The organism is Streptomyces sp. SDr-06, from assembly GCF_003324565.1.
Taxonomy (GTDB): domain Bacteria; phylum Actinomycetota; class Actinomycetes; order Streptomycetales; family Streptomycetaceae; genus Streptomyces.
This window is the reverse complement of record NZ_QOLA01000008.1, coordinates 199,334-223,881: the sequence shown is the minus strand read 5'-3', so window position 1 is coordinate 223,881 and position 24,548 is coordinate 199,334. Positions and strand designations below refer to the sequence as shown.

The following is a 24,548-nucleotide window of genomic DNA, read 5'->3' as shown; positions in this document are numbered from 1 at the left end:
TGCTCAGGCCGCCGCGCGCCGGCTGGACCGCGCCGGCTCCGCGACCGTCCGTGCGGGTGCAGGGCGATCCGCGGGCGAGCGAGCGCTTCCGGCCGGGGGCCGCGGCCCCCGGCCACACTGTCGGTCCACTCGCCGGGCCCGTTGCCGGCGCGCGGACCGGCCAGGGCGCGGGGCCCCGCGCCAGTGAGGGGACGGGGCCCCGCGCCGGCGAACCAAGGGCCGCCTCATGGGGCGGGCCGGCCCCCGGTGAGGGCCCGCGACCCGTCCGGTTCCCGGCCCTCGACGAGCGGCTTGTGCTGCCCGAGGCCCGGCGCGCGTTCCGGGGCTGGCGGCGCACGCGGCCGTTCTGGGCGGGGCTCTACCTCGTCCTCGGCGGTCTCGAACTGCTCGTGGTGCCGCTGTCCCCGCTGACCATTCTGGTCAGCCTCGGGCTCGGCGGGATCGCGGCGATCGGCATCGGACTCGCCCTCGTCGCGGCCGGGCTCTTCCTCTGGTTCCTGCCGCACACCCGGCAGTACGTGTCCGTCAACGCCCTGATCCTGTCGGTGCTCTCCTTCGCCGCCACCAACCTCGGCGGCTTCCTGGTGGGGATGGCCCTGGGCATCACGGGCAGCGCGATGGGCTTCGGCTGGACACCGAGGGAGGAGGAGCGGCGGGTGCCCCGGGTGCGCACCCAGCGCCCCCTGGCCGCGGCGCTTCCGGTCGCCCTGCTGCTCACGCTCGGCGGGCACCGGGTCGAGCAGGCGCCCCGGCCGGGGGCGGTGACCGCCCCGGCGGTGCCGCCGACCGTCACCACCACCCGGTTCTCGCCCGACGGCTTCCTGCTCGCGGGGGTGACCACCGTGCCCTCCGCACACGGCCCCCTCAAGGTCATGATCCTGCGGATGGCCTCGGCCTCGCTCACCGACTACCGCCTCCACACGCGCGACGGCCACGACGAACTCGCCCTGGCTGCAAGCTCGTTGGACCTCAAGGGAAATGTGACGCTCTACCTCACCAAGTTCAGCGGCTGCCTCGAAGGGCTGCTCTGCCTCACCTTCGATCCCAACACCCTGCCGGTGCCGCCGGTCGTCCCGCCGTTCGTCTTCATGACCGCCGTGACGGCCGAGCAGGCCCTGGTCACCTCGGACTCGATCGTCGCGAACGGACTGACGCTGGGGGCATCGTGATCCAGATCCAGGCCGCCCTCTTCTGGGCGTACGCGACCGGAGCGGTCCTCGCCGTCTCGGCGGCCCGCCAGCTCCAGTGGTGGCAGCGCTCGGTGCACGAGGAAGGGATGCGCACCCGCAGCCGCGCCGCCAACCCGTACCTCCTGCTGACCGTGCTGTTCGCGGCCGTGCTCCTGGTGCCCACCGGACTGTTCATGATGTGGCAGAACCCGTCGTGGGCGACCATGCAGGTGGCCCGGGACCACCATGGGATCTGGGCCGGGTTCGTGCTCTGCTACGCGGGCGGCACCGTGGTGGCCGCGCTGCTCGGCTTCCTCGTGGCGCAGTGGCTCGTGCTCGTGGGCGCGGGCTACTGGGCCTATCTGCAGAGCGTGGGCGGGCACTTCCTGCTGTTCGGGATGCTCGTGCACGGCTGGGACGGCACCGGCTACCGCCGCCTGCTCACCACCAGCCAGGCGGCGCTGCGGGAGTGGCCGAAGGACAGCGTGGTCAACGACCTGCTGCGCTTCCTCACGTCCGGCACGTTCCTCGCGCTGCTGATCCTCGGGGCCGCGGTGATCGGCACCCTGCTGATCACCGAGATCGGCTGGCTGATGGAGGGCTGGGAACTGCCGGGCGCGGACGAGGACCGCAAGGTGGCCCGGGTGCTCGCGGTGGCGATCGCGGCGGCCGGGGTCTACGGGCTGCCGTTCATCGGCGCCGTCGCCGCGAGCCTGCTCGTGCGCCTGGCGGGGTGGCCGGTGGGACTCGTCGTCTTCGCCGCGGCGGCGGGCGCCGTCCTGCTGGCCCGGCGCTCACCGGTGCGGCTGCTCTACGGTCTGGTCGGCATCCCGGAACGGCACTGGAAGGCCGACCTCGACCTGGCACCGGCGTCCTAGTTACAGCAGGCCGGACTGCGTGACCAGCATCGCCAGGACCACCACGAGGGTCCAGCCGAGGACGTGCTCCAGGATCTGGGGGCCGGTGTCCTTGGGGCCGCCGGTACGGGCGCGGAGCTCGGCCAGCGCGCGGGGGTCGTCGACGGTGGTGGCAGGCAGGGTCATGGGAACTCACTCGGTCGTGTGGCGGTGCGCGGTCCCCCCGGTGACCTGTCCACAGTGCCAGCGGACCGCGCCCTGGGGGTAGAGACGTTCGTCACTGCCCCGGGGCGCCGGGGGCCGCTCAGTGGATGCCGACCGCCGCGAGGGCCTTGCGCTGCCTGGCCGTCGGGTACGCGGGCCAGTACAGGTAGCAGACGCCCCCTGTGCCCGAGACCACTTTGCCCGAGGCGTTGTGGCGCTTGGTCCGCAGCCAGATGTTCTCGAACTCGCGGCGCCGGTAGACGCGGCGCACGGCCGCGTCGTCGGGGGCCGCCGGGTCGTGGGCGATCACGTCGCCGCCGTCGGTGAAGCCGGTCACCGTCATCAGGTGCCCCGAGGTGCCGTAGCCCGCGCCGGTCAGCTCGGAGGCCAGGAAGGACTGGGACGTGATGGCCGGGATGCCCGCGCGGACCAGCGTCTCCACGTCGTTCAGCGACCGCAGCCGGGTCACGACCGCGCTCATGTCCCGGTACGTGGCGGCGTACGCGGCGTTGAAGGGCCAGTTGCCGCAGCCCGCGTACTGGTAGTCGTAGGTCCTCCGGGCGGCCTGGCACACCTGCGGGTCCGCGTAGGACGGGTCGACCCAGGCGAGGTCGGCCGGGCTCGGCCGCCGCCCCCAGTGCTCGATGATCATCTGCGAGGAGGTGGGGCTGCACCAGGCCTCGCCGCCGTTGTCGTACTGCGGGTACTGCCCCTTGTGGATCTCCTGCGAGTAGCTCGGCACGTCCAGCTCGCCCGCGAACCCGGGGGTCGAGGCGTCCACCGTGAAGCGGTCCGGGATGTCGGAGGCCATCGCGCCGACCCGCCACACCGTCGGTGTGAGCCCGCTGCCCGGAAGCCGGTAGAGCGTGACCCGCAGCTGGTAGGAGGCCAGGCGCAGGCCCCCGGCCGGGGCGTCGATGGCGAAGGTGTCCGTCGAGATCGAGCTCCTGCCGTCACCCTGGCCGTCCACGGAGGTCCGCCGGATGTCGGTGTCGCCGTCGCCCGCCGTCCAGCGGCCCATGACGTACGCCGGCGTGGCGGTGCCGTCCGTGTAGGTGCCGAGCAGTTCGACCTGGAGCCAGGTGCCGGCCGGGGTATGGGCGTTCCAGTGGGCGACGGCCTCGGTCGCGGGGACCTCGCTCCGGTGGACCGGGGAGGTCCAGCTCGCGTACTCCCAGGTGGCCGTCTTGTTGGTGTGCGGGTCGGTGTACGAGGTGGTTCCGGCCGGGCGGCCGATGACGATGCCGGGGCGGCGGCCCCCCTCGGTGCGCACGCCGTCCGCGGTGCCGGAACGCCACTGGGCGTGCGAGGTCCAGGCCTGGTTGTCCACGAGCTGCTGTCCCTGCTTGGGTCGGGCCGCGCCGCCGGAGGCGGTCGCGGGCCTCCCGGACGCGGACGCGGGTCCTGCGGATCCGGCCACGGCGGCGCCCGCGGCGAGGGCGACGGCCGCGGCGAGGACGGTTCTGCGCGGGGTGGGGCTGGTCACGGTGAAGACCCCCAGTCGGGTGCGGGTGGGGCGGCGAGTGCACGACAGCGGGCCAACTATCGCGGGTCGAGGGCCCTTTCGGCCAGTGAATCGGCACGCGTCCCGCCCCCAATATTGGTCTCGACCACTGGCGTGACCTGGGCGTGAGCCGAAGACGAGGAGACCCGGGGGCCCGTGCGGTGGGCCGGGCACGCCCTCGCGCCGCGCTCCCGGACGCCGGGGTACCGTCGACGTCCCCCGTTCCCTCCCGGGCGCGCGGGCCGCCGCCACCCCCACCGCACCACCAGGCAGGACGCATGGACAGCACACCGCCCCCGGACACCGCCGTGGCCGAACTGGCAGCCCTGACAAGGAGGTTGCCCCCCTCCTGCGGGCCGGTGCGGCTGGTCGCGGTGGACGGGCACGCGGGCTCCGGCAAGTCCACCTTCGCGGACCGCCTCGCGCGGGCGCTGGGCGGGGCGCCGGTGCTGCACCTGGACGATCTGGCCACGCACGAGGAGTTCTTCGGCTGGACGGACCGCCTCCGCCGACAGCTGCTCGACCCTCTCGCGCGCGGCGAGAGGGCCCGGTACGAGCCGTACGACTGGAATCTGCGCCGCTTCGGAGCCGCGCGCTCCGTGGAACCCGCACCCGTGATCCTGATCGAGGGCGTCGGCGCCGGGCGCCGGGAGCTGCGCTCTTGCCTGGCGCTGCTCGTCTGGATGGAGCTGGACGCCGAGGCCTCCTGGGCGCGGGGCCGGAGCCGCGACGGAATCGGACTCTCCGGTTTCTGGGACGACTGGACGGCGGCGGAGATGTGTCATTTCGCCGAGGATCCGTCGAGACCCTTCGCCGACGCCCTGGTGCGCCAGGTGCGGGAGGGATACGAGTGGCTCCCGGGACCCGATTCGACACCCAGCGAAGCCCGTCCGCTCACGCACCGTGACGACCTCACCCCACCGCACTGAAGAGTCGCAAAACAGCCCCCGCAGTGCCTCAACTCCGCTTGACCCAGGGGCCATACAGGTCTTACGTTCTCAATGTGCGGCTTTCCGAAGCCGCCGCGGACGCGAAGCCCCCGGTTGTTCCCCCGTGATCGGGGGCTTCGTTCTGCCCTTTCCCCCTCAACGAGCCCGTCACGCAGGGCATTTCGCTCACCCTGGGTCACCACCGGAGCTCCCTCCGCGCCCCCTTCGGCAGCGGGCCTTCCCGCAGGTACGATGCACAACGGTGCGGTCAACTCCCGCCAATTCCCTGCTGTGAATTGGCGGTTCAGCACGGGGCACGGCGGTGGGGGACGTGATGGACTTCGGCACTACGGGCGCGCACGCCCCGGCCGAGCTCGCCTGGCTGCGCGGTGTGGACGCCTACACCATGGGCGCGTATCCGCAGGCCGAGGAGGAGTTCCGCACGGCGGTGCGGCTCGACCCCTCGATGGCGGACGGCTGGCTCGGACTGCACGCCCTGCGCGTGGACACGACGACCGCGCTGCTGCGCATGTACCGGCACCGCGAACGCTTCGGCGAACAGCGGGCGGGCCATCGCAGGACCCTCAACTCCTGGTACTGGCTCGGCTGGTGGGTCCAGCCGGTCCTGGAGAGCCCGCGCGACCTGCTGCTCGCCCACGCCTCGCACTGGCTGGACGGCCGCCATGTGCCGGAACTGGACCGGGCGTTGGCCGGGCTGCCTCCCGTCGACACCGATCCGCAGGTGCGTTTCCTGCACGCCTGCCGGGCCTATCTCGTCAAGGACTGGGAGCAACTGGTCCGCCACACCGAGCCGTTGGTCGACGACCCGCTGCTCGGCATCGAGGCGGGTCTCTTCGGCGGGATGGCCCGGGTGCGCCTGGAGATGTTCGGCCAGGCCGAGCCGCTGCTGTCGGCCGCGCTGATGCGCTGCCGCAGCGAACAGCCGCAGCGCAAGGAGCTGCGCTACTGGCTGGCCCGCGCCCACGAGGGCACCGGCCGCTCGGCCGCGGCCCTCCCGCTGTACCGGGCGGTGCACCGCGTCGACCCTGCGTTCATGGACACCTCGGCGCGGCTGACCGCGATCACCGAGAACGACGGGTACGACGGCTCCGCCGACCCCCCCGACCTCGCCGCGGTCGCCCTGTCCGGCTTCGGCGACACGGTGGAGGCCGAGGCCGAGTCCGTGCTCGGCCTGGATCAGCCCGAGGGCCGCGAGCTCCGGCTCGGCGGCGAACCCCAGGCGCCGCTCGCCGGCCCGCCGGGCGGGGCGCGCGACGGCGTACGGGCCAAGCCTGGCATCCCCTCGCAGCCCGCGCCCCCGCAGTTCCCGGCCGGGCCCACCGATCCCGTCCTGCTCGCCGAGGCGCTCGCCGAGCTGGAGCGGATGGTGGGCCTCGAACCGGTCAAGCGTCAGGTCAAGGCGCTGTCCGCGCAGCTCAACATGGCTCGGCTCAGGGCCAGTCAGGGACTGCCGGTCCAGCCGCCGAAACGTCACTTTGTCTTCTCCGGCCCCTCCGGCACCGGCAAGACCACCGTGGCCCGCATCCTGGGCCGCGTCTTCTACGCACTCGGACTGCTCGGCGGCGACCACCTGGTGGAGGCCCAACGCGCGGACCTGGTGGGCGAGTTCCTCGGCCAGACCGCCGTCAAGGCCAACGAGCTGATCGACTCGGCGCTGGGCGGCGTCCTCTTCGTCGACGAGGCCTACTCGCTCTCCAACTCCGGCTACAGCAAGGGCGACGCGTACGGCGACGAGGCGCTCCAGGTGCTCCTCAAGCGCGCCGAGGACAACCGGGACCACCTGGTGGTGATCCTGGCCGGCTACCCCGAGGGCATGGACCGCCTGCTCGCCACCAACCCGGGCCTGTCCTCCCGCTTCACCACCCGCGTCGACTTCCCCTCCTACCGGCCCCTCGAACTCACCTCGATCGGCGAGGTGCTGGCCGGGGAGAACGGGGACGCGTGGGACGAGGAGGCGCTGGAGGAGCTGCGCTCGATCAGCGGGCACGTCGTCGACCAGGGCTGGATCGACGAGCTCGGCAACGGCCGCTTCCTGCGCACCCTGTACGAGAAGAGCTGCGCCTACCGGGACCTGAGGCTGTCGATGTATCCCGCCACGCCCACCCGCGACGACCTCTCCACCCTGCGCCTGCCCGATCTGATGCAGGCGTACGGAGAGGTCCTGTCGGGTCGCGGCCCCACCCGCCGCGACCCGCAGGATCCGCTCTAGCGGCTAGCCGGCCAGCGCCTGCTGCGCCTGTTCGCCGCGGGGCTCGGCGAGCCGGGCGAGCGCGGTGGGCTCCTCGCGGTGCGCGGGGTCGCGGACCTCGCCCACCAGCTTCTCCAGGACGTCCTCCAGGGCCACCAGGCCGAGCACCCGGCCGGAACCGTCCGCGACCTGGGCCAGGTGCGTCGCGGCGCGGCGCATCACGGTCAGGGCGTCGTCCAGGGGCAGTTCGGCCCGCAGGGTGGCGAGCGGGCGCCACAGCTGCTGCGGCACCGCACGCTCCCGGTCCTCCACGTCCAGGACGTCCTTGACGTGCAGGAAGCCCATGAAGGCGCCGCCTTCCGCGCACACCGGGAAGCGGGAGTAGCCGGTGCGTACCGTCAGCTCCTCCAGTTCCCTGGGCGTCACCGAGCAGTCGACCGTGACCAGCGAGGCCCGGTCGAGCAGGACGTCGGTGACGGGGCGGCTGCCCAGTTCCAGGGCGTCCTCCAGGCGTTCCTGGGCCTCCGGCTCCAGGAGTCCGGCCTGCCCGGAGTCCTCCACGAGGCGGCCGAGCTGGACGCTGGTGAAGACGGCCTCCACCTCGTCCTTCGGCTCGACCCGGAACAGTCTCAGGATCAGCCGCGCGCAGGCGCCGAGCGCGACGGTCACCGGCTTGCAGACCCGGGCGAAGGCGACCAGGCCCGGGCTGAACCAGAGCGCGGTCTTCTCGGGCGCCGCCATCGCCAGGTTCTTGGGGACCATCTCGCCGATCACGAGGTGGAGCGAGACCACCAGGGCGAGCGCGATGACATAGCCCAGCGGGTGGACGAGCCCCTCGGGGATCCGGACCGCCTGGAACACGGGCTCCAGGAGCCGGGCCACGGTCGGCTCGGCGACCGCGCCGAGCGTCAACGAGCATACGGTGATGCCGAATTGGGCGGCGGCCATCATCTGCGGCAGGTTCTCCAGGCCGTGCAGCACCTGGCGGGCCCGCGAGGACGCGGCGGCCAGCGGTTCGATCTGGCTGCGGCGCACGGACACCAGCGCGAACTCGGCGCCGACGAAGAAACCGTTGGCGAGCACGAGCAGCAGCGCGAACAGGAGTTGGAGCAGGCTCATCGGACCGCCTCCGCCACCGGCGCGTCCGCCGCCCGCACGAAGCGGACCCGCTCCGCGCGGTACCGCTCCACCCGGCGGACCTGGATGCGCCAACCCGGCAGCTCGACCCGGTCACCGGGGACCGGGATGCGGCCGAGCAGGTCGGCGACGAGGCCGGCGACCGTCTCGTACGGCCCCTCGGGGGCCTCCAGGCCTATCCGGCCGAGCGAGAGGACCCGGCAGCTGCCGTCGGCCTCCCAGGCGGGACGGCCGTCCTCGCCCGCCACGACGGCGAGCTCGGGCCGGGCGGCGTCCGCGCCGTCGTGCTCGTCGCGGACCTCGCCGACCAGTTCCTCGACGATGTCCTCGAGGGTGACCACGCCGGCCGTGCCGCCGTACTCGTCGACGACGACGGCTATCGGCTGCTCGCTGCGCAGCCGCTCCAGGAGCTGCTGCACGGGCAGCGTCTCCGGGACCAGCAGCGGCGGCACCGCGATCAGGCCGACCGCGGTGCGCAGCCGCTCCGGCGGCCGGACCGCGAGCGCGTCCTTGAGGTGGACCATGCCCACGACCTCGTCGATCCGCTCCCGGTAGACCGGGAAGCGGGAGAGGCCGGTGGCACGGGTGAGGTTGAGGACGTCGGCCGCGGTCGCGGTGGTCTGCAGGGCGCTGACCTTGACGCGCGGGGTCATCACGTTCTCGGCCGTGAGGTGGCCGAGCGAGAGGGTCCGTACGAAGAGGTCGGCGGTGTCCTGCTCCAGGGCTCCGGCCCGCGCCGAGTGCCTGACCAGGGAGACCAGTTCACCGGGGGTGCGGGCGGAGGCCAGTTCGTCGGCGGGCTCGACGCCGAGGGCCCGCACCAGGCGGTTGGCGACGGTGTTGAGCAGGGCGATGACCGGCCGGAAGAGCCGCGAGAAGCGGTCCTGCGGCCCGGCCACGAAGCGGGCCACCTGGAGCGGCTTGGACACCGCCCAGTTCTTCGGCACGAGTTCGCCGACCACCATCTGCACGGCGGCCGCGAGCAGCATGCCGAGGACGACGCTGATGCCGGAGACCGCGCCGGCCGGCAGGCCGGTGGCGCCGATGGGTCCGTCGAGCAGGTCGGCGAGCGCGGGCTCGGCGAGCATGCCGACGACGAGCGAGGTGATGGTGATGCCGAGCTGGGTGCCGGACAGCTGGAAGGACAGCTCGCCGAGGGCGCGCACCACGGTGCCGGCTCTGCGGTCACCGTCGGCCGCGGCCCGCTCGGCGTCCGGCCGGTCGACGGTGACCAGGCCGAACTCGGCCGCCACGAAGAAGCCGTTGGCGAGGATCAGGAGGAAGGCCGCGAAGAGCAGCCCAAGCGTGATGGTCATGCCGCCGCCTCCTGGGAGGGGGCGGCGCAGGTACTACCGGACGGTCCGTCCATTGCTGGAGGGAGTCACTCCTCGGGTCGCAGGTGCCCCGCGGCCGATGGTGCAGGCCCGTGTGCGGGGCGGGGCGCGCTCGGCGCCGCCGACATCAGGGTAATCAAGATGGTGCCAGGTGGGGCAGGGGGCTCAGCCGTCGCCGCCGGGCGCGCCGGAGGAATCGGCCCCGGTGCCGTGGGTCTCGGCGAGCGCGCGCAGCGCCTTGGCGTCGCGGATGGCGCGGGCCTTGCCGATGCCGGGCTGGATGCCGAGCACGGGGAGGCTGGTGCCGTCGCTGAGGTCGAGGAAGACCCAGGGGTCGCCCGGACGGAGGTTCACCCGGAGGATCTCCGCCCAGGCGAGGCGGCGCCGTGCGGTGAGGTTGACGACCGTGACCCCCGTGTCGTCGGCGACCACCTTGGGCCGGCTGAGCAGCACGAGCACCCCGGCGAACAGGGCGGCCATGAGGATGAAGCTGCCCCGCTCGCCCCCGCTCAGCGTCTCCAGGAGCAGCGACATGGCCGTCATGGCGACGAACATGGCGGCGGCGCTGGTCAGCAGGACGGCCCGGGTGCGGGTCGGCCTGAACGTGACCGGCAGGACGGGGGGCCGGGGGGCGGGGGCGGACACGGTGTCGTTCGCTTTCGTCGCTGTCGTGCGGCCGGCCGTCAGAGGCGGCAGGCGTGGATGGCCGTGGTGAGGATCGCCCGGGCACCCAGCTCGTACAGGTCGTCCATGACCCGCTGGGAGTCCTTGGCGGGGACCATCGAGCGGACCGCGACCCAGCCCTCGTTGTGCAGCGGGGAGATGGTCGGCGACTCCAGGCCGGGGGTGAGCGCGACGGCCCGCTCCAGGTGCTCGGCGCGGCAGTCGTAGTCCATCATCACGTAGCTGCGGGCCACCAGGACGCCCTGGAGGCGGCGCAGGAACTGCTCGACCTTCAGCTGCGTGGCGCCGTCCGTGCCGGCGCCGGTGCGCCGGATGACGGCCGCCTCGGACTTCATGATCGGCTCGCCGAAGACCTCCAGGCCCGCGTTGCGCAGCGAGGTGCCGGTCTCCACGACGTCGGCGATGGCCTGGGCGACGCCCAGCTCGATCGCCGTCTCCACCGCGCCGTCGAGGTGCACCACGGAGGCGTCGACGCCGGCCTCGGCCAGGTGCTTGGCGACGATGCCCTCGTAGGACGTGGCGATCGTCCTGCCCGCCAGGTCCTGAACGGACGTGACGGTGCCGGGCTTGGCGGCGAAGCGGAAGGTGGAGCGGGCGAAGCCGAGCGGCAGGATGACCTCGGCCTCCGCGCCGGAGTCGATCAGCAGGTCCTCGCCGGTGATGCCGATGTCGAGCTTGCCGGCGGACACGTAGATCGCGATGTCCTTGGGGCGCAGGTAGAAGAACTCGACCTCGTTGACGGGGTCGACGGTGACGAGCTCCTTGGACTCCTTGCGCATCCGGTAGCCGGCCTCATGGAGCATCGCCGACGCAGGTCCGGACAGTGAACCCTTGTTGGGGACGGCGATGCGCAGCATGAGGTCAGCTTCCTTGTGTGGACGGAGTCGTACGGCGTTGCCCGCACGGGTGTGCCGGGCTCGGGGTGCTTACAGGTGGGCGTAGACGTCGTCGAGGGAGATCCCGCGCGCGACCATCATCACCTGGACGTGGTACAGCAGCTGGGAGATCTCCTCGGCGGTCGCTTCCTTGCCCTCGTACTCGGCGGCCATCCAGACTTCGGCGGCCTCCTCGACGACCTTCTTGCCGATGGCATGGACGCCCTTGTCCACCAGCTCGGCGGTGCGGGAGGTGGTGGGGTCGCCGCTGGCGGCCTTGAGCTGGAGCTCGGTGAAGAGCTCTTCGAAGCTCTTGGTGGGTTTGTTCGCCATGATGCTTCTTAGGGTAAGGGGTGGGTTCCGGTCGCTCAGCGCCAGGGTTCGCTGACCGTGCGCAGCGTGGCCGCGGTGGCCACGGCGGCGGTGACCGCTTCGTGCCCCTTGTCCTCGTTCGACCCTTCGAGGCCGGCCCGGTCCAGGGCCTGTTCCTCGGTGTCGCAGGTCAGCACGCCGAATCCGACGGGTACGCCGGTGTCGACGCTGACCTGGGTGAGACCGTTGGTGACACCTTGACACACGTACTCGAAGTGCGGGGTACCGCCCCTGATCACAACGCCGAGCGCGACGACGGCATCGTAGCCGCGGCCCGCGAGGACCTTGGCCACGACCGGCAGTTCGAAGCTGCCCGGGACGCGCAGCAGCGTCGGCTCGTCGATGCCGAGTTCGTGCAGGGCGCGCAGGGCGCCGTCGACGAGTCCGTCCATCACCTTCTCGTGCCACTGTGCCGCGACCACGGCGACACGGAGGTCTCCGCAGTTGCGTACGGACAGTTCGGGTGCGCCCTTGCCACTCACGTGCTCTCCTCAGGTGTTGCGGTGTGCTTACTGGCTTACTGGTTGCCGCAGGCCGACGCCGAAGCGGCGTCGAGCCACGGAAGGTCGTGCCCCATGCGGTCCCGCTTGGTGCGCAGGTAGCTGAGGTTGTGCTCGCCCGCCTTGACCGGCATGGGCTCGCGCCCGGAGACCGTCAGGCCGTGCCGTACCAGCGCGGTGATCTTGTCGGGGTTGTTGGTCATGAGCCGCAGGCTGCGCACGCCGAGGTCGGCGAGGATCTGGGCGCCGGCCGCGTAGTCGCGGGCGTCGGCGGGCAGGCCGAGCTCCAGGTTGGCGTCGAGGGTGTCGCGGCCGCGCTCCTGGAGTTCGTAGGCGCGCAGCTTGGACAGCAGGCCGATGCCGCGGCCCTCGTGGCCGCGCAGGTAGACCACGACGCCGCGGCCGGCCTCCGTGATGCGTTCCATGGACGCCTGGAGCTGGGGGCCGCAGTCGCAGCGCAGCGAGGAGAAGATGTCGCCGGTCAGGCACTCGGAGTGGACCCGGACCAGGACGTCCTCGCCGTCGCCGATATCGCCGTGGACCAGGGCGACGTGCTCGACGCCGTCCACGGTGGAGCGGTAGCCGAAGGCGGTGAACTCCCCTGCCGCGGTGGGCAGTTGGACCTCGGCCTCGCGGCGCACGGTCGGCTCCGCGGAGCGCCGGTAGGTGATCAGGTCCTCGATGGAGATGATCGTCAGACCGTGCTTGCGGGCGAACGGGACGAGTTCGGGCAGGCGCAGCATGACGCCGTCCTCGCCCGCGATCTCGACGATGGCACCGGCCGGGGCGAGCCCGGCGAGCCGGGCGAGGTCGACCGCGGCCTCGGTGTGGCCGTTGCGCACAAGGACGCCGCCGGGCTTGGCGCGCAGCGGGAAGACGTGGCCGGGGCGGACGAAGTCACCGGAGCCGGAGTGGCCGTCGGCGAGCAGACGCAGCGTGGTGGCCCGGTCGGCGGCCGAGATGCCGGTGCTCACGCCGTGCGCGGCGCTCGCGTCCACCGAGACGGTGAACGCGGTCTTCATCGACTCGGTGTTGTGGTCGACCATCTGCGGCAGGTCGAGCCGGTCGAGGTCCTCGCCCTCCATGGGCGCGCAGATCAGGCCGCGGCACTCGCTCATCATGAACGCCACGATCTCGGGGGTGGCCTTCTCGGCGGCGATGACGAGGTCGCCCTCGTTCTCGCGGTCCTCGTCGTCGACGACCACCACCGGCCGGCCGGCCGCGATGTCGCGGATGGCCTGCTCGACGGGGTCGAGGGCGAGGTCCTCGCGGTTGTCGGTGGAGTACCAGGTGGGCGCGTGCGTGGTCATGCCGTCGCTCCTTCCAGGACGGGCTTGACGCTCGTGCGCGAGCGCAGCCACCAGTCGCGCAGGCCCCACAGGACGAGCGCGCCGTAAATGACGTAGACGAAGCCGGAGAAGGCGTAGCCGTTGGCGAAGTTGAGGGGCACGCCGACGACGTCGACGAGCAGCCAGGCGAACCAGAACTCGACCATGCCGCGGGCCTGGGCGTACATCGCGACGACGGTGCCCACGAAGACATAGGCGTCGGGCCACGGGTCCCACGACAGGGCCGGGTAGGCGGTGAACAGGCTCGCGACGGCGACCGTGCCGACGGCGGCGCCGGCGAGCAGGAGGGCCCGCTCGCGCCACGTGGCGAACCGTACGGCGATGGTGCCGTCCTGCGCCTGCCGCCTGCCCCGGCTCCAGGCGAACCAGCCGCCGGCGGCCACGACCATCACGACGACCTGCTTGCCCGCGCTGCCGGAGAGGTGCCCGGCGGCGAAGGCCACGAAGAGGATGAGGCCCGAGACGAACTGGGCGGGCCAGGTCCATATGGACCGGCGCCAGCCGAGCGCGAGGGCGATCAGGCCGATCGTGTTGCCGATCATGTCCGACCACTTGATGTGCTGCCCGAGGACCGTGAAGGCCTCGCCGTTCAGCCAGTTCACTGCGCTCACTTGTCGTTCCCCCCGTGGCTGGCGCCGAGCAGTCGCTCGACGTACTTCGCGATGACGTCGACCTCGAGGTTGACCGGGTCGCCGGGCTGCTTGATGCCGAGCGTGGTCAGCGCGAGGGTGGTCGGGATGAGGCTGATGGTGAAGTGGTCGGAGGCGGCGTCCACGACCGTGAGGCTGACGCCGTCGACGGTGATGGAGCCCTTCTCGACCACGTAGCGGGAGAGGTCCGCGGGAAGGGCGATCTTGACGATCTCCCAGTTCTCCGAGGGCGTGCGCGCGAGCACCGTGCCGGTGCCGTCGACATGGCCCTGCACGATGTGCCCGCCGAGGCGGCCGCCGACGGCCATGGGCCGCTCCAGGTTGACCCGGGAGCCGACCTCCAGGGCGCCGAGGCTGGAGCGCTTCAGGGTCTCCTCCATCACGTCGGCGGTGAACTCGCCGTCGCCGAACTCCACGACCGTCAGACACACGCCGTTGACGGCGATCGAGTCGCCGTGGCCTGCGCCCTCGGTGACGACGGGGCCGCGCAGACGGAAGCGGGAGGCGTCACCGAGGTTCTCGATGGCGGTGACCTCGCCCAGCTCTTCGACGATTCCGGTGAACACGTTCAGCGCTCCTTGGCGAGAGGGGTGGCGGTGATGCGCAGATCGGGGCCGACGCGCACGGTCTCGGTGATGTCGAGCCGCAACGCTTCGGCGATGGTGGAGATTCCTGCTCCGGCGAGCGCGGTGGGGCCGGCGCCGAGCAGGGCGGGTGCGAGGTAGCCGACGACCCGGTCGACGGCGCCCGCGGCGACGAAGGCCCCGGCGAGCGTGGGGCCGCCCTCCAGGAGTACGGAGCGCACCCCGCGGGTGTGCAGGGCGGCGAGCAGCGCCGCGATGTCCAGACCGGTGGCGGTGCGCGCGATGCGCAGGACCGTGTCCGGGGGCAGGTGGGACGCGTCGGCGTCGGCGGCGACCGCGATCAGGGTGGGCGCCGCGTCGTCGAGGATGCGGGCGCCGGGCCGCACCGCGGTGGCGCCGGTGTCCACGGCCACGCGCAGGGGCTGGGTCGCCCCGTCGATGCCGCGGACCGCGAGGTGGGGGTCGTCGGTGCGGGCGGTGCCCGAGCCCACGACCACGGCGTCGCACTCGGCGCGCAGCCGGTGGACGTCCGCGCGGGACTCGGCGGAGGTGATCCAGCGGCTGGTGCCGTCCTCGGCGGCGGTGCGCCCGTCGAGCGTCGCCGCGTACTTCCAGGTGACGTGGGGGCGGCCGAGGCGGACGGAGGTGAGCCAGGCGGTGTTGACCGCCTCCGCCTCGTCTTCGAGGACCCCCTGCTCGACCTGGACGCCGGCCGCGCGCAGGGTGTCGGCGCCGCCGGTGGCCTGGGGGTTCGGGTCGCCCACCGCGTACAGGACGCGGCTGACGCCGGCGGTGATGAGCGCCTGGGCGCAAGGACCGGTTCGGCCGGTGTGGTTGCAGGGCTCCAGCGTGACGTACGCCGTGCCTCCGCGAGCGGACCCGCCCGCGGCCTCCAGGGCGTGGACCTCGGCGTGCGGGCCGCCGGCCCGCTGGTGGAAGCCCTCGCCGACGACCGTGCCCGAGGCGTCGGTGATGACGCACCCGACGACCGGGTTGGGGCTGGTGGAGCCGAGTCCGCGTGCGGCGAGCTCAATGGCTCGGCGCATGGCGGCCGCGTCGGCTGTGGTGGCCACCGGGTCCTCCTGCCTCTTCGGGCACGGACTCCGGGGCCTGTCGATGACGACAGAGAGCGGGAAACAGACCATCGCGCACAGCTCACGCCACGGCCGAAAGAGACCGGTGCCTTGATGGGCGACCGGTAACAGACGGCCGGCGCGACCGTGGAACGGTCCGCCCGCCGCGCACTGCCTCCCATCCGGACTTTCACCGTCGGTCCAGGAATTTCACCTGGTCAACCGGCCGCTGGATGCGGACGGGTCGCGGACTATTACCGCCGGTTCGGAATTACACCGACCCCGGAGTGCGCTGCTGCTGGTACAGGGCCAGTGTGCCACGCCTGATCGAAGGCCATGCGAGTGAGTTGCTGTGGCCTGGCTCACAGGATGGCCGGATTCGAGGGGCACTCCAGCGCGGCCCGGCCGCGGCACAGGGCCCAGGCGTTCCCTTTGGTCCATACCTATTGACGCACTGGTCTAGTCCTTTTAATCTCTGCGTCACCTCCGAGGAGAGGCCCGCCGGTGTGCGCACGCCGGGGCCGCGCACGACCACCGCCCTGTTCGTTGTGTTCCGCCCCTACCTCCCAGGAGGAACCCGCTCGTGCTGTCCCCCACCCGCAGACGGGCCGCGCTGCTCACGACCGCCACCGCGGTCGCCGGGCTGCTGTTCGGCTCGCTGTCCACCGGCGTCTCGCAGGCCGCCGTCGACAACGAGGCCTGTCGTCCCGACGGCCTGTACAAGACTCCGGGCGCCGACGTCCCGTACTGCTCGGTGTACGACACCGACGGCCGGGAGAAGATGGGCGCCGACCACCAGCGCCGCGTCATCGGCTACTTCACCGGCTGGCGCACCGGCCAGGACGGGACACCCGCCTACCTGGCCCCGGACATCCCGTGGGACAAGGTCACCCACGTCAACTACGCCTTCGCGCACGTCGGCGCGGACAACAGGATCTCCGTCGGCTCGGACGGCGAGAAGAACGCCGCCACCGGCATGACCTGGCCCGGCGTCGCGGGCGCCGAGATGGACCCCTCGCTCCCCTACAAGGGCCATTTCAATCTGCTCAACAAGTTCAAGAAGCAGCACCCCGACGTGAAGACGCTGATCTCCGTGGGCGGTTGGGCCGAGACCGGCGGCTACTTCGGTGACGACGGCAAGCGGGTCGGCTCCGGCGGCTTCTACTCCATGGCCACCAACGCGGACGGCTCGGTCAACCAGGCGGGCGTCGACACGTTCGCCGACTCGGCGGTCGCCTTCATCAAGAAGTACGGCTTCAACGGCGTCGACATCGACTACGAGTACCCGACGACGATGAAGGACGCGGGCAACCCGCTCGACCTGACGATCTCCAACGCCCGCAGGGCCGGTCTGGTCAAGGGCTACGCCGCGCTCATGAAGTCGCTGCGCGAAAGGCTCGACCGCGCGGGGGCGGCCGACGGAAAACACTATCTGCTGTCCGTTGCCGCACCGTCGTCCGGCTATCTGCTGCGCGGCATGGAGACCTTCCAGGTCCAGCAGTACCTGGACTACGTCAACATCATGTCCTACGACCTGCACGGCGCCTGGAACAGCTACGTCGGCCCGAACGCCTCGCTCTTCGACGACGGCAAGGACGCGGAACTCGCGGCCGCGGGCGTCTACTCCACCTCCCAGTACGGCGGGATCGGCTATCTGAACGCCGACTGGGCCTACCACTACTTCCGCGGCTCGATGCCGGCCGGGCGCATCAACATGGGCCTGCCGTACTACACGCGCGGATTCCAGAACGTGCAGGGCGGCACCAACGGGCTGTGGGGCAAGGCGCCCTCGACCACCTGCCCGGCCGGGTCCGGGCTCACCACCTGCGGTGACGGCGCCGTCGGCATCGACAACCTCTGGCACGACCTGGACGCCAACGGCAAGGAGGCCCCGGCGGGCTCCAACCCGATGTGGCACGCCAAGAACCTGGAGAAGGGGATCGTCGGCGACTACGTCACCCGGTACGGCCTGTCCGCCTCCACCAAGCTGACCGGCAGCTATGTGCGCAACTACGACTCCACGCTGGTGGCGCCCTGGCTCTGGAACGACCAGAAGAAGGTCTTCCTGTCCACCGAGGACGAGCAGTCCGTCGGCGCCAAGGCCGACTACGTCGTGGACAAGGGCATCGGCGGCACCATGGTCTGGGAACTGGCCGGCGACTACGGGTGGAACGCGGCCAAGGGCCAGTACGAGCAGGGCTCGACCCTCACGAGCGCGATGTACGACAAGTTCAAGTCGGCCACCCCGTACGGCAACAAGCGCTCCACGATCGGCCTGCCCGCCCAGGCGCTGAACATCGGTGTGGACTTCGGGCAGTTCCCGCTCGGCGACTCCAACTACCCCATCAGCCCCAAGGTGACGCTCACCAACAACACCACGGCGACGCTGCCCGGCGGTACGGAGTTCCAGTTCGACTACGGCACCTCGGCCCCGGCCAACGCCAAGGACCAGTCCGGCTTCGGCACCACGATCGTGCGCAGCGACCACACCGCGGCGAACAACATCGACGGCCTCAAGGGCGACTACAACCGCGTCTCGCTGAAGCTGCCCGGCTGGCAGTCGCTGGCGCCGGGCGCCTCGGTCACCCTCGACTTCGTCTACTACCTGCCGGTTTCCACCCCTTCGAACTGGACGGTGACCTTCGGTGGCAAGACCTACGCGCTGGCCGGGGACCACACCCGGGGCGCGACCGTGAGCGACCCGGGCACGTCCTCGCCCTCCCCCGCTCCGACCCCGACCGCCTCGGGTCCGGGCAGCCCCTCGCCGTCGCCCACTTCCTCCGGCGGCACCTGCGCCGCGCCTTCCTGGTCGGCCGGGTCCGAGTACGGCGGCGGCACGACCGTCTCGTACAAGTCGCACACGTGGAAGTCCAAATGGTGGACGAAGGGCGAGGAACCGGGTACTACCGGTGACTGGGGAGTCTGGCAGGACCTCGGCGCCTGCTGATCCGGCTCCCCGCCCCTTGCGCCCGGCGGCGGTCTCCCGGCCCTTGGCCGCCGTCGGGCTCCGAAGACCTGAGGCACCGTCACTTCCGGCGGTGCCTCAGGTCTTCGGCGCGAAGAGGTCGTCCTGAGCCGCGTCCCGCGCGGTCAGCAGGGCACCGCTCAGGACCGCGCCGTCGCCCAGCGCGCTCGGCCTGACCTCGGTGGTGAGCGGGGTCAGAGCGGCGAGCGCGCGCTGCACGCGGGCGGCGAGCAACTCCCCGCCCGCGTACCCGAGTTCGCCGCCGAGCACGAGCAGTCCCGGGTCGAGGACCGCGACCACACCCGCCGCCCCGATCGCGATCCGCTGGGCCAGCGCGTCGAGGAAGGGCCCCTCCGCCTCCCGGACAGCCTCCTCCGCGCCGCCGGGTCTGCCGTGCCGGGCGGCGAGGCGGGCCACCGCGCCCGCGTGGACCAGCTCGTGGAAGCCGCCCTCGCAGCCCCTCGCGGACGGCAGGCCGCCGGTGCCGGGCACCGGCATGAACCCGATCTCGCCCGCACCGCCCGAGGCGCCCCTGCGCAGCTTCCCGTCCAGGACGACGGAGGCGCCGACGCCCTGCCCGAGCCACAGCAGCACGAAGGTGTCCTGCCCGCGGGCCGCCCCGAGCCGCTGCTCGGCCACGGCCGCCAGGTTGGTCTCGTTCTCGACGAGCACGGCGGCGGGCAGCCGCTGGGCGAGCACACGGACGAGTTCGCGGTGCCAGGCGGGCAGCCCGCTGGTGTCGCGCAGTTCGCCGCTCGCCGGGTCGATGAGACCGGGGGCCCCGATCCCCACGCTGTGCAGCCGCTCCGCGCCCGCCTCCTTCGCGGTGCGCTCCAGGAGGGCCACGGCCTGCTCGACGGCGGGGCCCGTCCCGGCCTCCGGCGTGATGGGCAGCGTCGCCTCGGCCAGGGTCCGCCCCAGCAGATCGGCGACCACGAGCGAGACGCTGTGGGTGCGGACGTCCAGGGCCGCGAGATGGGCCCGGTCGGCGACGATCGCGTAGAGCCGGGCGTTGGGGCCGCGCCGCTCGGCGCCCGACTCCCCCACCACATGGACCAGGCCGGAGCCCTGGAGCCGTTCGACGAGGTCGGCGACGGTGGGGCGGGAGAGGCCGGTGAGGTTCTTCAACTGGCCTGCCGTCAACGGGCCCTCGTCCTGCAGCAGGCGCAGGGCGAGCCGGTCGTTGATGGCCCGGGCGGTGCTCGGGGATGCGGGCATGCCGGGAATCCTTCCAGATGACCGAAAGTCGGTTGCCGCCCGTTCTATTTATCAGGCAGGGTTCCTGATAGTTTACGGCGCGGCGGCGGGAGGGCCGCCGCCGCGAGGGAGGGATCCGGCCGATGGCAGCCGAACGTGCTCTGGACCACAGGCGGTTGAGGCGTGCGCGGCTCGCGGTCGCCGCCGTCTTCTGCGTGCACGGCGCGGTGACCGGCAACTTCGCCACCCGGGTCCCCTGGATCCAGGAGCACGCGGGGGTCTCGGCGGGACAGCTCGGCCTCGCCCTCGCCTTCCCGGCGATCGGCTCGTCCCTGCTGATGCCGCTGTCCGGCGCCGTCACGCACCGGTTCGGGGCGCGCCACGCGCTGCGCGGACTGCTCGCCCTGTGGACGCTGGCCCTCGCGCTGCCCGCGCTCGCCCCGAACGTCTACACGCTGTGCGCCGCCCTCTTCGTGTACGGGGCGACCTCCGGGATGGCCGACGTGGCGATGAACGCGCTGGGCGTGGAGACCGAGAACCGGCTCGGCCGTTCGATCATGTCCGGCCTGCACGGCATGTGGAGCGTGGGGGCGCTGATCGGCTCGGCGGCCGGGACGCTCGCCGCCCACCTCGGCGCCGACGCCCGGCTGCACCACATGGCGGCCGCCGCCGTGCTGACCCTGCTCGGCCTCGTCGCCTGCCAGGGCGTGCTCGACCTGCGCAGCACCCCCGACGAGGCGCCGCCCCGGTTCACGCTGCCGCCCAGGTCGGCACTGATCATCGGCATGGTGGCGTTCTGCGCGGTGTTCGCCGAGGGAGCGAGCCTGGACTGGTCGGCGGTCTATCTGCGCGACGCGCTGGACGCCTCCGCCGGGACGGCCGCCGCCTGCACCACCGCGTTCACGCTGACCATGGCGGTGGCCCGGCTCGCGGGCGACAAGGGGGTGGACCGTTTCGGCGCCGTGCGCACGGTGCGCGGCGGAGGCGTCCTCGCGGTCCTGGGCGGCCTGCTGGTGGTGGCCGCGCCGGGCCCCGCGGTGGCGATGGCCGGGTTCGGCCTGCTGGGCCTCGGCGTGGCGGTGGTGGTGCCGCTCGCGTTCGCCGCGGCGGGACGCAGCGGGCCCAACCCGAGCCAGGCCATCGCGGGCGTCGCGACCATCACGTACACCTCGGGCCTGGTCGCGCCGTCCGCGATCGGCGGCATCGCGAACCTGACCTCCCTGGTCGTGTCGTTCGGCCTGGTGACCGTGCTCGCGCTCGGCCTGGTGGCCGGGGCGCGGGTGCTGCGGACGAGCGTCCGTGCACCTCTCTCGTCCACCGCGGCGGACGCGGCACCGGCCCACCGGGGCTGAGCGCGCCGCGCCGCCCAGGTCGGCCCGCATGGGGTCGAGCCGTCGGCCGCGGGGCGCAGGGCTTGGGGCGGCGCCCTGGAGAGCGGGGACGGCCGCCCGTGCGTACGGGCCCTCGGCGGCGGGCGGCAGATGGCGCACCGCCTTGAACGGGCTCTGCCCGGCGGGCCCTTGACAGGCCCACAGGTTGACGCCGCCCCACCTGCCATCCGATCACATGGATACATGCCGTTCACGAACGAGACCATGGGAGCCGAGGACCCTCTGTTCCGGCCGACCACGCCCCGGGCGTGAATTCACGGATGGGACCTTCGTCCCGACACTTCCGGTGCGTGGCCCCGTTGATCCGGCATTAACATTTGGCCTGATCTTTTCGAATTCCTGACCCCGACGGACGAACTGGAGCGACCATGCGCCTCGGCGTGCGCTGGACCTTGCACGGCGACGGGCGGACCCCCGCTCCGGGAGCCGTCGTACGCCCCGACGAGCGGCTCTCCTGGCCCCGCACGATCGGCCTCGGCGCCCAGCACGTGGTCGCCATGTTCGGCGCCTCGTTCGTCGCCCCCGTCCTGATGGGCCTCGACCCCAACCTCGCGATCATGATGTCCGGCATCGCGACGGTCATCTTCCTGCTCGCCACCAAGGGGCGCGTGCCCAGCTACCTCGGCTGCTCGCTCTCCTTCGTCGGCGTGGCCGCGGCGATCCGGGCCACCGGCGGCACCAGCGCCACGGTGACCGGTGCGGTCTTCGTCGTCGGCGTGGTGCTGTTCTTCGCGGGCCTCGCCGTGCAGCGGTTCGGCGCGCGGATCATCCACGCCGCGATGCCGCCCATCGTCACGGGCGCCGTCGTCATGCTGATCGGCTTCAACCTGGCGCCGGTGACCGCCTCCACCTACTGGCCCCAGGACCAGTGGACGGCGCTCATGGTCATGCTCTTCACCGGTCTGGCCGTGGTGTGCCTGCGCGGCTTCTGGTCCCGGATCGCGATCTTCCTCGGGCTGATCTTCGGATACGCCGTCTCCTGGCTCCTCGACCGGGTCTTCGGGAAGATCCACTCGGTGCACGGCGGCCCGACGGCGGTGGACCACTGGCGCCTGGACCTCTCGGGCGTCGGAAAGGCCGACTGGATCGGACTGCCCAGCTTCCACGCGCCGAGCTTCGAGTGGTCCGCGATCCTCGTCGCGCTGCCCGTCGTCATCGCCCTGATCGCCGAGAACGCCGGGCACGTCAAGGCCGTCGGCGAGATGACCGGCGCCGACCTCGACGACAAGCTGGGCACCGCGATCGCCGCCGACGGAGCCGCCTCCATGCTCTCGACCGCCGTGGGCGGCCCGCCGAACACCACGTACTCCGAGAACATCGGCGTCATGGCCGCCACCCGCGTCTACTCGACCGCCGCCTACTGGGCCGCCGCCGGATTCGCGCTGCTCTTCGGCGTGTGCCCCAAGTTCGGCGCGGTCGTCGCGGCGATCCCGGGCGGGGTCCTCGGCGGCATCACCGTCATCCTGTACGGCATGATCGGCCTGCTCGGCGCCCAGATCTGGATCAACGCCAAGGTCGATCTGCGCAACCCGCTGAACCTGGTGCCGGCCGCCGCGGGCATCATCATCGGCATCGGCAACGTGACCCTGAAGTTCACCGAGAACTTCCAGCTCAGCGGAATCGCGCTGGGCACGATCGTGGTCATCACCGGCTACCACGTGCTGCGCGCCCTCGCCCCGGCCCACCTCAAGGAGCAGGAGCCCCTGCTCGACTCGGGCACCTCCTCGTACGAGAAGGAACAGGCCTAGCCCACGGGGGCGTGGGGCCCGGCACCCATCGGGGGCCGGGCCCCACGCCGTTCATCCGTTCCGGTCAAGCCCCCGTACGGCGGTGCTCGGCGCGGCGGCGGGCTGGGACGCTGCCCCCATGACGCAGACCGGATGGACCGAGACCGGACACCGTGCGCACCTCCACCGCTTCGCCACCCCGCTGGATCCCGTGGTGCGGCGCATGCGCGCCCTGCGGGCGGACCTGCCGGCCCGGGACGGCATCGCGGTGTTCAACCGCGTCTACCTGACGGTCACCGAGGAGATCTCCCGGATCGTCGCGCACGGCGGCTTCGCCGACGCCCGGGCCGCGGCCACCCTCGACCTGCTCTTCGCCGAGCGCTACCTCACGGCGGTGGAGGCCACCTCGGCCGGCGGCCGCGCGCCGCACTGCTGGCGGCCGCTGTTCCAGTACCGGCGCCATCCGGGCGTGCGCCCGCTGCAGTTCGCGCTGGCCGGGATCAACGCGCACATCGGGCACGACCTCACCCTCGCCGTGGTGGACACCTGCCGCGCGCTCGGCTGTGAACCGGCCGCCCTGGAACGGGACTTCGACCGGGTCGGCGACACGCTCACCCTGCTGGAGGAGCGGATCCGCGAGGAACTCATGCCCGGCCCCGACCTCTTCGAGGTGGCCGACCCCATGACCCACCTGCTGGCGTCCTGGAGCCTGGACCGGGCGCGGGACGCCTCCTGGTCCGCGGCGAAGGTCCTGTGGCAGTTGCGGGAACTTCCGGCCCTGGCCCAGGAGTTCACTGATCGGTTGGACGCGGGCGTGGGTCTGGTGACCCGCTGCCTGCTCACACCGCTTTCGGTTCCCGACTGAGGAGCGACCATGGCGATCCGGCTCGGACTCGGCCTTCCGCAGATGAGACAGTACGACATCGGCCGCGACGTGCCCGCGGTGGCGCGGGCCGCCGAGGAGATCGGCTACGAGAGCCTGTGGGTCTTCGAGCGCGTGCTGTTCCCAGAACCCGCGACCCAGGGGCTGTACGGCGTGCCGGGCCTGCCCTGGCCGGACATCTACCGCTCGGTGGCCGACCCGCTGGTCACGCTGACCCTGGCGGCGGCCGCGACCGGACGGGCCCGGCTCGGCACCAGCGTCCTCGTCGCCCCGTTGCACATCCCCTTCCAGCTGGCCCGCTCGCTCGCCTCGCTGGACGCGGCGAGCGGCGGCCGGGTGGTGGCCGGTCTCGGCACGGGCTGGTCGCACGACGAGTACGCGGCGGCGGGCGTGGCCCCCTTCGCCCAGCGCGGCAAGGTCCTCGACGAGCTGCTCGACGTGTGCGCCGCGGTGTGGGGCCCCGATCCGGTGGCCTACCAGGGCGAGTTGACCACGATCGCCCCGTCCGTGGTCGGCCCCAAACCGGCCCGTCCGATCCCGGTCTACCTTCCGGCGATGAGCCCCAGATCGGCGCGGCGCCTGGTGGACCGGGCGGACGGCTGGCTGCCCGCCGCCCAGGGCGCGGACCAGCTCGCCGAGGAGTGGACCAGGCTCAGAGACCTCGCCGAGGAGCGCGGCAGGACGAGGCCCATCGAGGTCTGCGTCCGCGTGAACGCGCGGTACACGCCGAAGCCGTACGAGGGCGCGGACCGCCCCCCGTTCACGGGCAGCGCCCCCCAACTGGTGGAGGACCTGGCCGCCCACGCCCTGGACGGCGTGGGCGAGTTCCTGCTCGATCTCCAGGGCTCGGCGAGGAACGCGGAGGAGCTGAAGGACGTGGCGGCGGAGGTGTACGAGCTGACGCGGGCGGCGGGGTTGTAGCCGGGAGGCGTGGCCCGGCCCGCCGTCCTGTCCG

At 72.3% G+C, this 24,548-nt stretch carries 22 protein-coding genes and 1 riboswitch; of the genes, 9 read left to right on the top strand and 13 right to left on the bottom strand.

Translation table 11 applies throughout. From position 1 onward, the window contains the following. The first annotated feature begins 293 nt into the window (after positions 1 to 293). Both DT019_RS19290 and DT019_RS19285 read left to right on the top strand, forming a co-directional pair. Complete coding sequence (locus DT019_RS19290; RefSeq protein ID WP_114038086.1) at positions 294 to 1,169, top strand: DUF6114 domain-containing protein; 876 nt, start codon at positions 294 to 296, stop codon at positions 1,167 to 1,169. After that, positions 1,166 to 2,047: a hypothetical protein gene (locus DT019_RS19285; protein ID WP_114038085.1), complete on the top strand. Its 882-nt coding sequence runs from the start codon at positions 1,166 to 1,168 to the stop codon at positions 2,045 to 2,047. Before DT019_RS19290 ends, DT019_RS19285 begins: the two co-directional genes overlap by 4 nt. On the opposite strand, the gene DT019_RS19280 is transcribed toward DT019_RS19285, so the two are convergent. After that, a complete protein-coding gene (locus DT019_RS19280) occupies positions 2,048 to 2,212 on the bottom strand; it encodes an SCO1431 family membrane protein (RefSeq protein WP_114038084.1) in 165 nt (54 codons plus the stop codon). It abuts the gene before it with no gap. 118 nt (positions 2,213 to 2,330) lie between these two features. Beyond that, positions 2,331 to 3,716: a C39 family peptidase gene (locus DT019_RS19275; RefSeq protein WP_114038083.1), complete on the bottom strand. Its 1,386-nt coding sequence runs from the start codon at positions 3,714 to 3,716 to the stop codon at positions 2,331 to 2,333. Between the two features lie 296 nt (positions 3,717 to 4,012). Here DT019_RS19275 and DT019_RS19270 point away from each other — a divergent pair, with 296 nt between their 5' ends. Next, on the top strand, positions 4,013 to 4,663 hold the full coding sequence (locus DT019_RS19270; protein WP_114038082.1) for a uridine kinase: 651 nt from the start codon (positions 4,013 to 4,015) through the stop codon (positions 4,661 to 4,663). Between the two features lie 334 nt (positions 4,664 to 4,997). After that, positions 4,998 to 6,893, top strand: a complete 1,896-nt coding sequence (locus DT019_RS19265) for an AAA family ATPase (protein WP_114038081.1) — start codon at positions 4,998 to 5,000, stop codon at positions 6,891 to 6,893. Positions 6,894 to 6,896: 3 nt separating this feature from the next. Here the strand turns inward: DT019_RS19265 and DT019_RS19260 are convergent, their stop codons facing one another. The 10 genes from DT019_RS19260 to ribD form a co-directional block, all read right to left on the bottom strand. Beyond that, complete coding sequence (locus tag DT019_RS19260) at positions 6,897 to 7,991, bottom strand: hemolysin family protein (RefSeq protein ID WP_114038080.1); 1,095 nt, start codon at positions 7,989 to 7,991, stop codon at positions 6,897 to 6,899. Further along, complete coding sequence (locus tag DT019_RS19255) at positions 7,988 to 9,325, bottom strand: hemolysin family protein (protein WP_114038079.1); 1,338 nt, start codon at positions 9,323 to 9,325, stop codon at positions 7,988 to 7,990. The genes DT019_RS19260 and DT019_RS19255 overlap by 4 nt, the downstream gene beginning before the upstream one ends. Before the next feature lie 183 nt (positions 9,326 to 9,508). Then, positions 9,509 to 9,988: a PH domain-containing protein gene (locus DT019_RS19250; protein ID WP_114038078.1), complete on the bottom strand. Its 480-nt coding sequence runs from the start codon at positions 9,986 to 9,988 to the stop codon at positions 9,509 to 9,511. A 38-nt stretch (positions 9,989 to 10,026) separates the two neighbouring features. After that, positions 10,027 to 10,884 (bottom strand): ATP phosphoribosyltransferase, encoded by an 858-nt coding sequence (gene hisG / locus DT019_RS19245; RefSeq protein WP_114038077.1) that lies wholly within the window; start codon positions 10,882 to 10,884, stop codon positions 10,027 to 10,029. Positions 10,885 to 10,953: 69 nt separating this feature from the next. Beyond that, a complete protein-coding gene (locus DT019_RS19240; protein ID WP_114038076.1) occupies positions 10,954 to 11,235 on the bottom strand; it encodes a phosphoribosyl-ATP diphosphatase in 282 nt (93 codons plus the stop codon). A 35-nt stretch (positions 11,236 to 11,270) separates the two neighbouring features. Then, positions 11,271 to 11,756, bottom strand: coding sequence for a 6,7-dimethyl-8-ribityllumazine synthase (gene ribH, locus DT019_RS19235; protein WP_114038075.1), 486 nt, complete (start codon positions 11,754 to 11,756; stop codon positions 11,271 to 11,273). A 35-nt stretch (positions 11,757 to 11,791) separates the two neighbouring features. Beyond that, a complete protein-coding gene (locus DT019_RS19230; protein ID WP_114038074.1) occupies positions 11,792 to 13,084 on the bottom strand; it encodes a bifunctional 3,4-dihydroxy-2-butanone-4-phosphate synthase/GTP cyclohydrolase II in 1,293 nt (430 codons plus the stop codon). Then, the gene (pnuC, locus tag DT019_RS19225) at positions 13,081 to 13,725 is read right to left on the bottom strand and encodes a nicotinamide riboside transporter PnuC (protein WP_114038073.1); all 645 of its coding nucleotides are present in this window, start codon (positions 13,723 to 13,725) and stop codon (positions 13,081 to 13,083) included. Before pnuC ends, DT019_RS19230 begins: the two co-directional genes overlap by 4 nt. Before the next feature lie 5 nt (positions 13,726 to 13,730). After that, positions 13,731 to 14,339: a riboflavin synthase gene (locus DT019_RS19220; protein ID WP_114038072.1), complete on the bottom strand. Its 609-nt coding sequence runs from the start codon at positions 14,337 to 14,339 to the stop codon at positions 13,731 to 13,733. 2 nt (positions 14,340 to 14,341) lie between these two features. Beyond that, a complete protein-coding gene (gene ribD / locus DT019_RS19215) occupies positions 14,342 to 15,430 on the bottom strand; it encodes a bifunctional diaminohydroxyphosphoribosylaminopyrimidine deaminase/5-amino-6-(5-phosphoribosylamino)uracil reductase RibD (RefSeq protein ID WP_114038071.1) in 1,089 nt (362 codons plus the stop codon). A 164-nt stretch (positions 15,431 to 15,594) separates the two neighbouring features. After that, positions 15,595 to 15,725, bottom strand: a riboswitch (FMN riboswitch). Between the two features lie 288 nt (positions 15,726 to 16,013). On the opposite strand from ribD, the gene DT019_RS19210 reads away from it, so the two are divergent. Beyond that, the gene (locus DT019_RS19210) at positions 16,014 to 18,377 is read left to right on the top strand and encodes a chitinase C-terminal domain-containing protein (RefSeq protein WP_114038070.1); all 2,364 of its coding nucleotides are present in this window, start codon (positions 16,014 to 16,016) and stop codon (positions 18,375 to 18,377) included. Positions 18,378 to 18,473: 96 nt separating this feature from the next. Here DT019_RS19210 and DT019_RS19205 read toward each other — a convergent pair whose 3' ends face one another. Beyond that, complete coding sequence (locus DT019_RS19205; protein WP_114038069.1) at positions 18,474 to 19,613, bottom strand: ROK family transcriptional regulator; 1,140 nt, start codon at positions 19,611 to 19,613, stop codon at positions 18,474 to 18,476. A 122-nt stretch (positions 19,614 to 19,735) separates the two neighbouring features. Between DT019_RS19205 and DT019_RS19200 the strand changes: the two genes are divergently transcribed. From DT019_RS19200 to DT019_RS19185, 4 genes are all read left to right on the top strand, one after another. Then, entirely contained in the window at positions 19,736 to 20,944 is a 1,209-nt protein-coding gene (locus tag DT019_RS19200; RefSeq protein ID WP_114038068.1) for an MFS transporter, read from the top strand. A 407-nt stretch (positions 20,945 to 21,351) separates the two neighbouring features. Then, positions 21,352 to 22,731 carry a uracil-xanthine permease family protein gene (locus tag DT019_RS19195; RefSeq protein WP_114038067.1) on the top strand — a complete coding sequence of 460 codons (1,380 nt, stop codon included), beginning with the start codon at positions 21,352 to 21,354 and terminating at the stop codon, positions 22,729 to 22,731. Positions 22,732 to 22,849: 118 nt separating this feature from the next. Then, positions 22,850 to 23,575, top strand: coding sequence for a DUF5995 family protein (locus tag DT019_RS19190; protein ID WP_114038066.1), 726 nt, complete (start codon positions 22,850 to 22,852; stop codon positions 23,573 to 23,575). 9 nt (positions 23,576 to 23,584) lie between these two features. Then, positions 23,585 to 24,514, top strand: coding sequence for an LLM class F420-dependent oxidoreductase (locus DT019_RS19185; protein ID WP_114038065.1), 930 nt, complete (start codon positions 23,585 to 23,587; stop codon positions 24,512 to 24,514). Positions 24,515 to 24,548 lie beyond the last annotated feature (34 nt).

What these genes read in the sequence shown, in the direction of transcription:
- DT019_RS19200 (WP_114038068.1), top strand. Translation starts at nt 19,736, where the DNA reads ATGGCAGCCGAACGTGCTCTGGACCACAGGCGGTTGAGGCGTGCGCGG.
- DT019_RS19265 (WP_114038081.1), top strand. Translation starts at nt 4,998, where the DNA reads ATGGACTTCGGCACTACGGGCGCGCACGCCCCGGCCGAGCTCGCCTGG.
- DT019_RS19190 (WP_114038066.1), top strand. Translation starts at nt 22,850, where the DNA reads ATGACGCAGACCGGATGGACCGAGACCGGACACCGTGCGCACCTCCAC.
- DT019_RS19280 (WP_114038084.1), bottom strand. Translation starts at nt 2,212, where the DNA reads ATGACCCTGCCTGCCACCACCGTCGACGACCCCCGCGCGCTGGCCGAG.
- DT019_RS19260 (WP_114038080.1), bottom strand. Translation starts at nt 7,991, where the DNA reads ATGAGCCTGCTCCAACTCCTGTTCGCGCTGCTGCTCGTGCTCGCCAAC.
- DT019_RS19230 (WP_114038074.1), bottom strand. Translation starts at nt 13,084, where the DNA reads ATGACCACGCACGCGCCCACCTGGTACTCCACCGACAACCGCGAGGAC.
- DT019_RS19185 (WP_114038065.1), top strand. Translation starts at nt 23,585, where the DNA reads ATGGCGATCCGGCTCGGACTCGGCCTTCCGCAGATGAGACAGTACGAC.
- DT019_RS19195 (WP_114038067.1), top strand. Translation starts at nt 21,352, where the DNA reads ATGCGCCTCGGCGTGCGCTGGACCTTGCACGGCGACGGGCGGACCCCC.
- DT019_RS19270 (WP_114038082.1), top strand. Translation starts at nt 4,013, where the DNA reads ATGGACAGCACACCGCCCCCGGACACCGCCGTGGCCGAACTGGCAGCC.
- DT019_RS19240 (WP_114038076.1), bottom strand. Translation starts at nt 11,235, where the DNA reads ATGGCGAACAAACCCACCAAGAGCTTCGAAGAGCTCTTCACCGAGCTC.
- DT019_RS19205 (WP_114038069.1), bottom strand. Translation starts at nt 19,613, where the DNA reads ATGCCCGCATCCCCGAGCACCGCCCGGGCCATCAACGACCGGCTCGCC.
- DT019_RS19255 (WP_114038079.1), bottom strand. Translation starts at nt 9,325, where the DNA reads ATGACCATCACGCTTGGGCTGCTCTTCGCGGCCTTCCTCCTGATCCTC.
- hisG (WP_114038077.1), bottom strand. Translation starts at nt 10,884, where the DNA reads ATGCTGCGCATCGCCGTCCCCAACAAGGGTTCACTGTCCGGACCTGCG.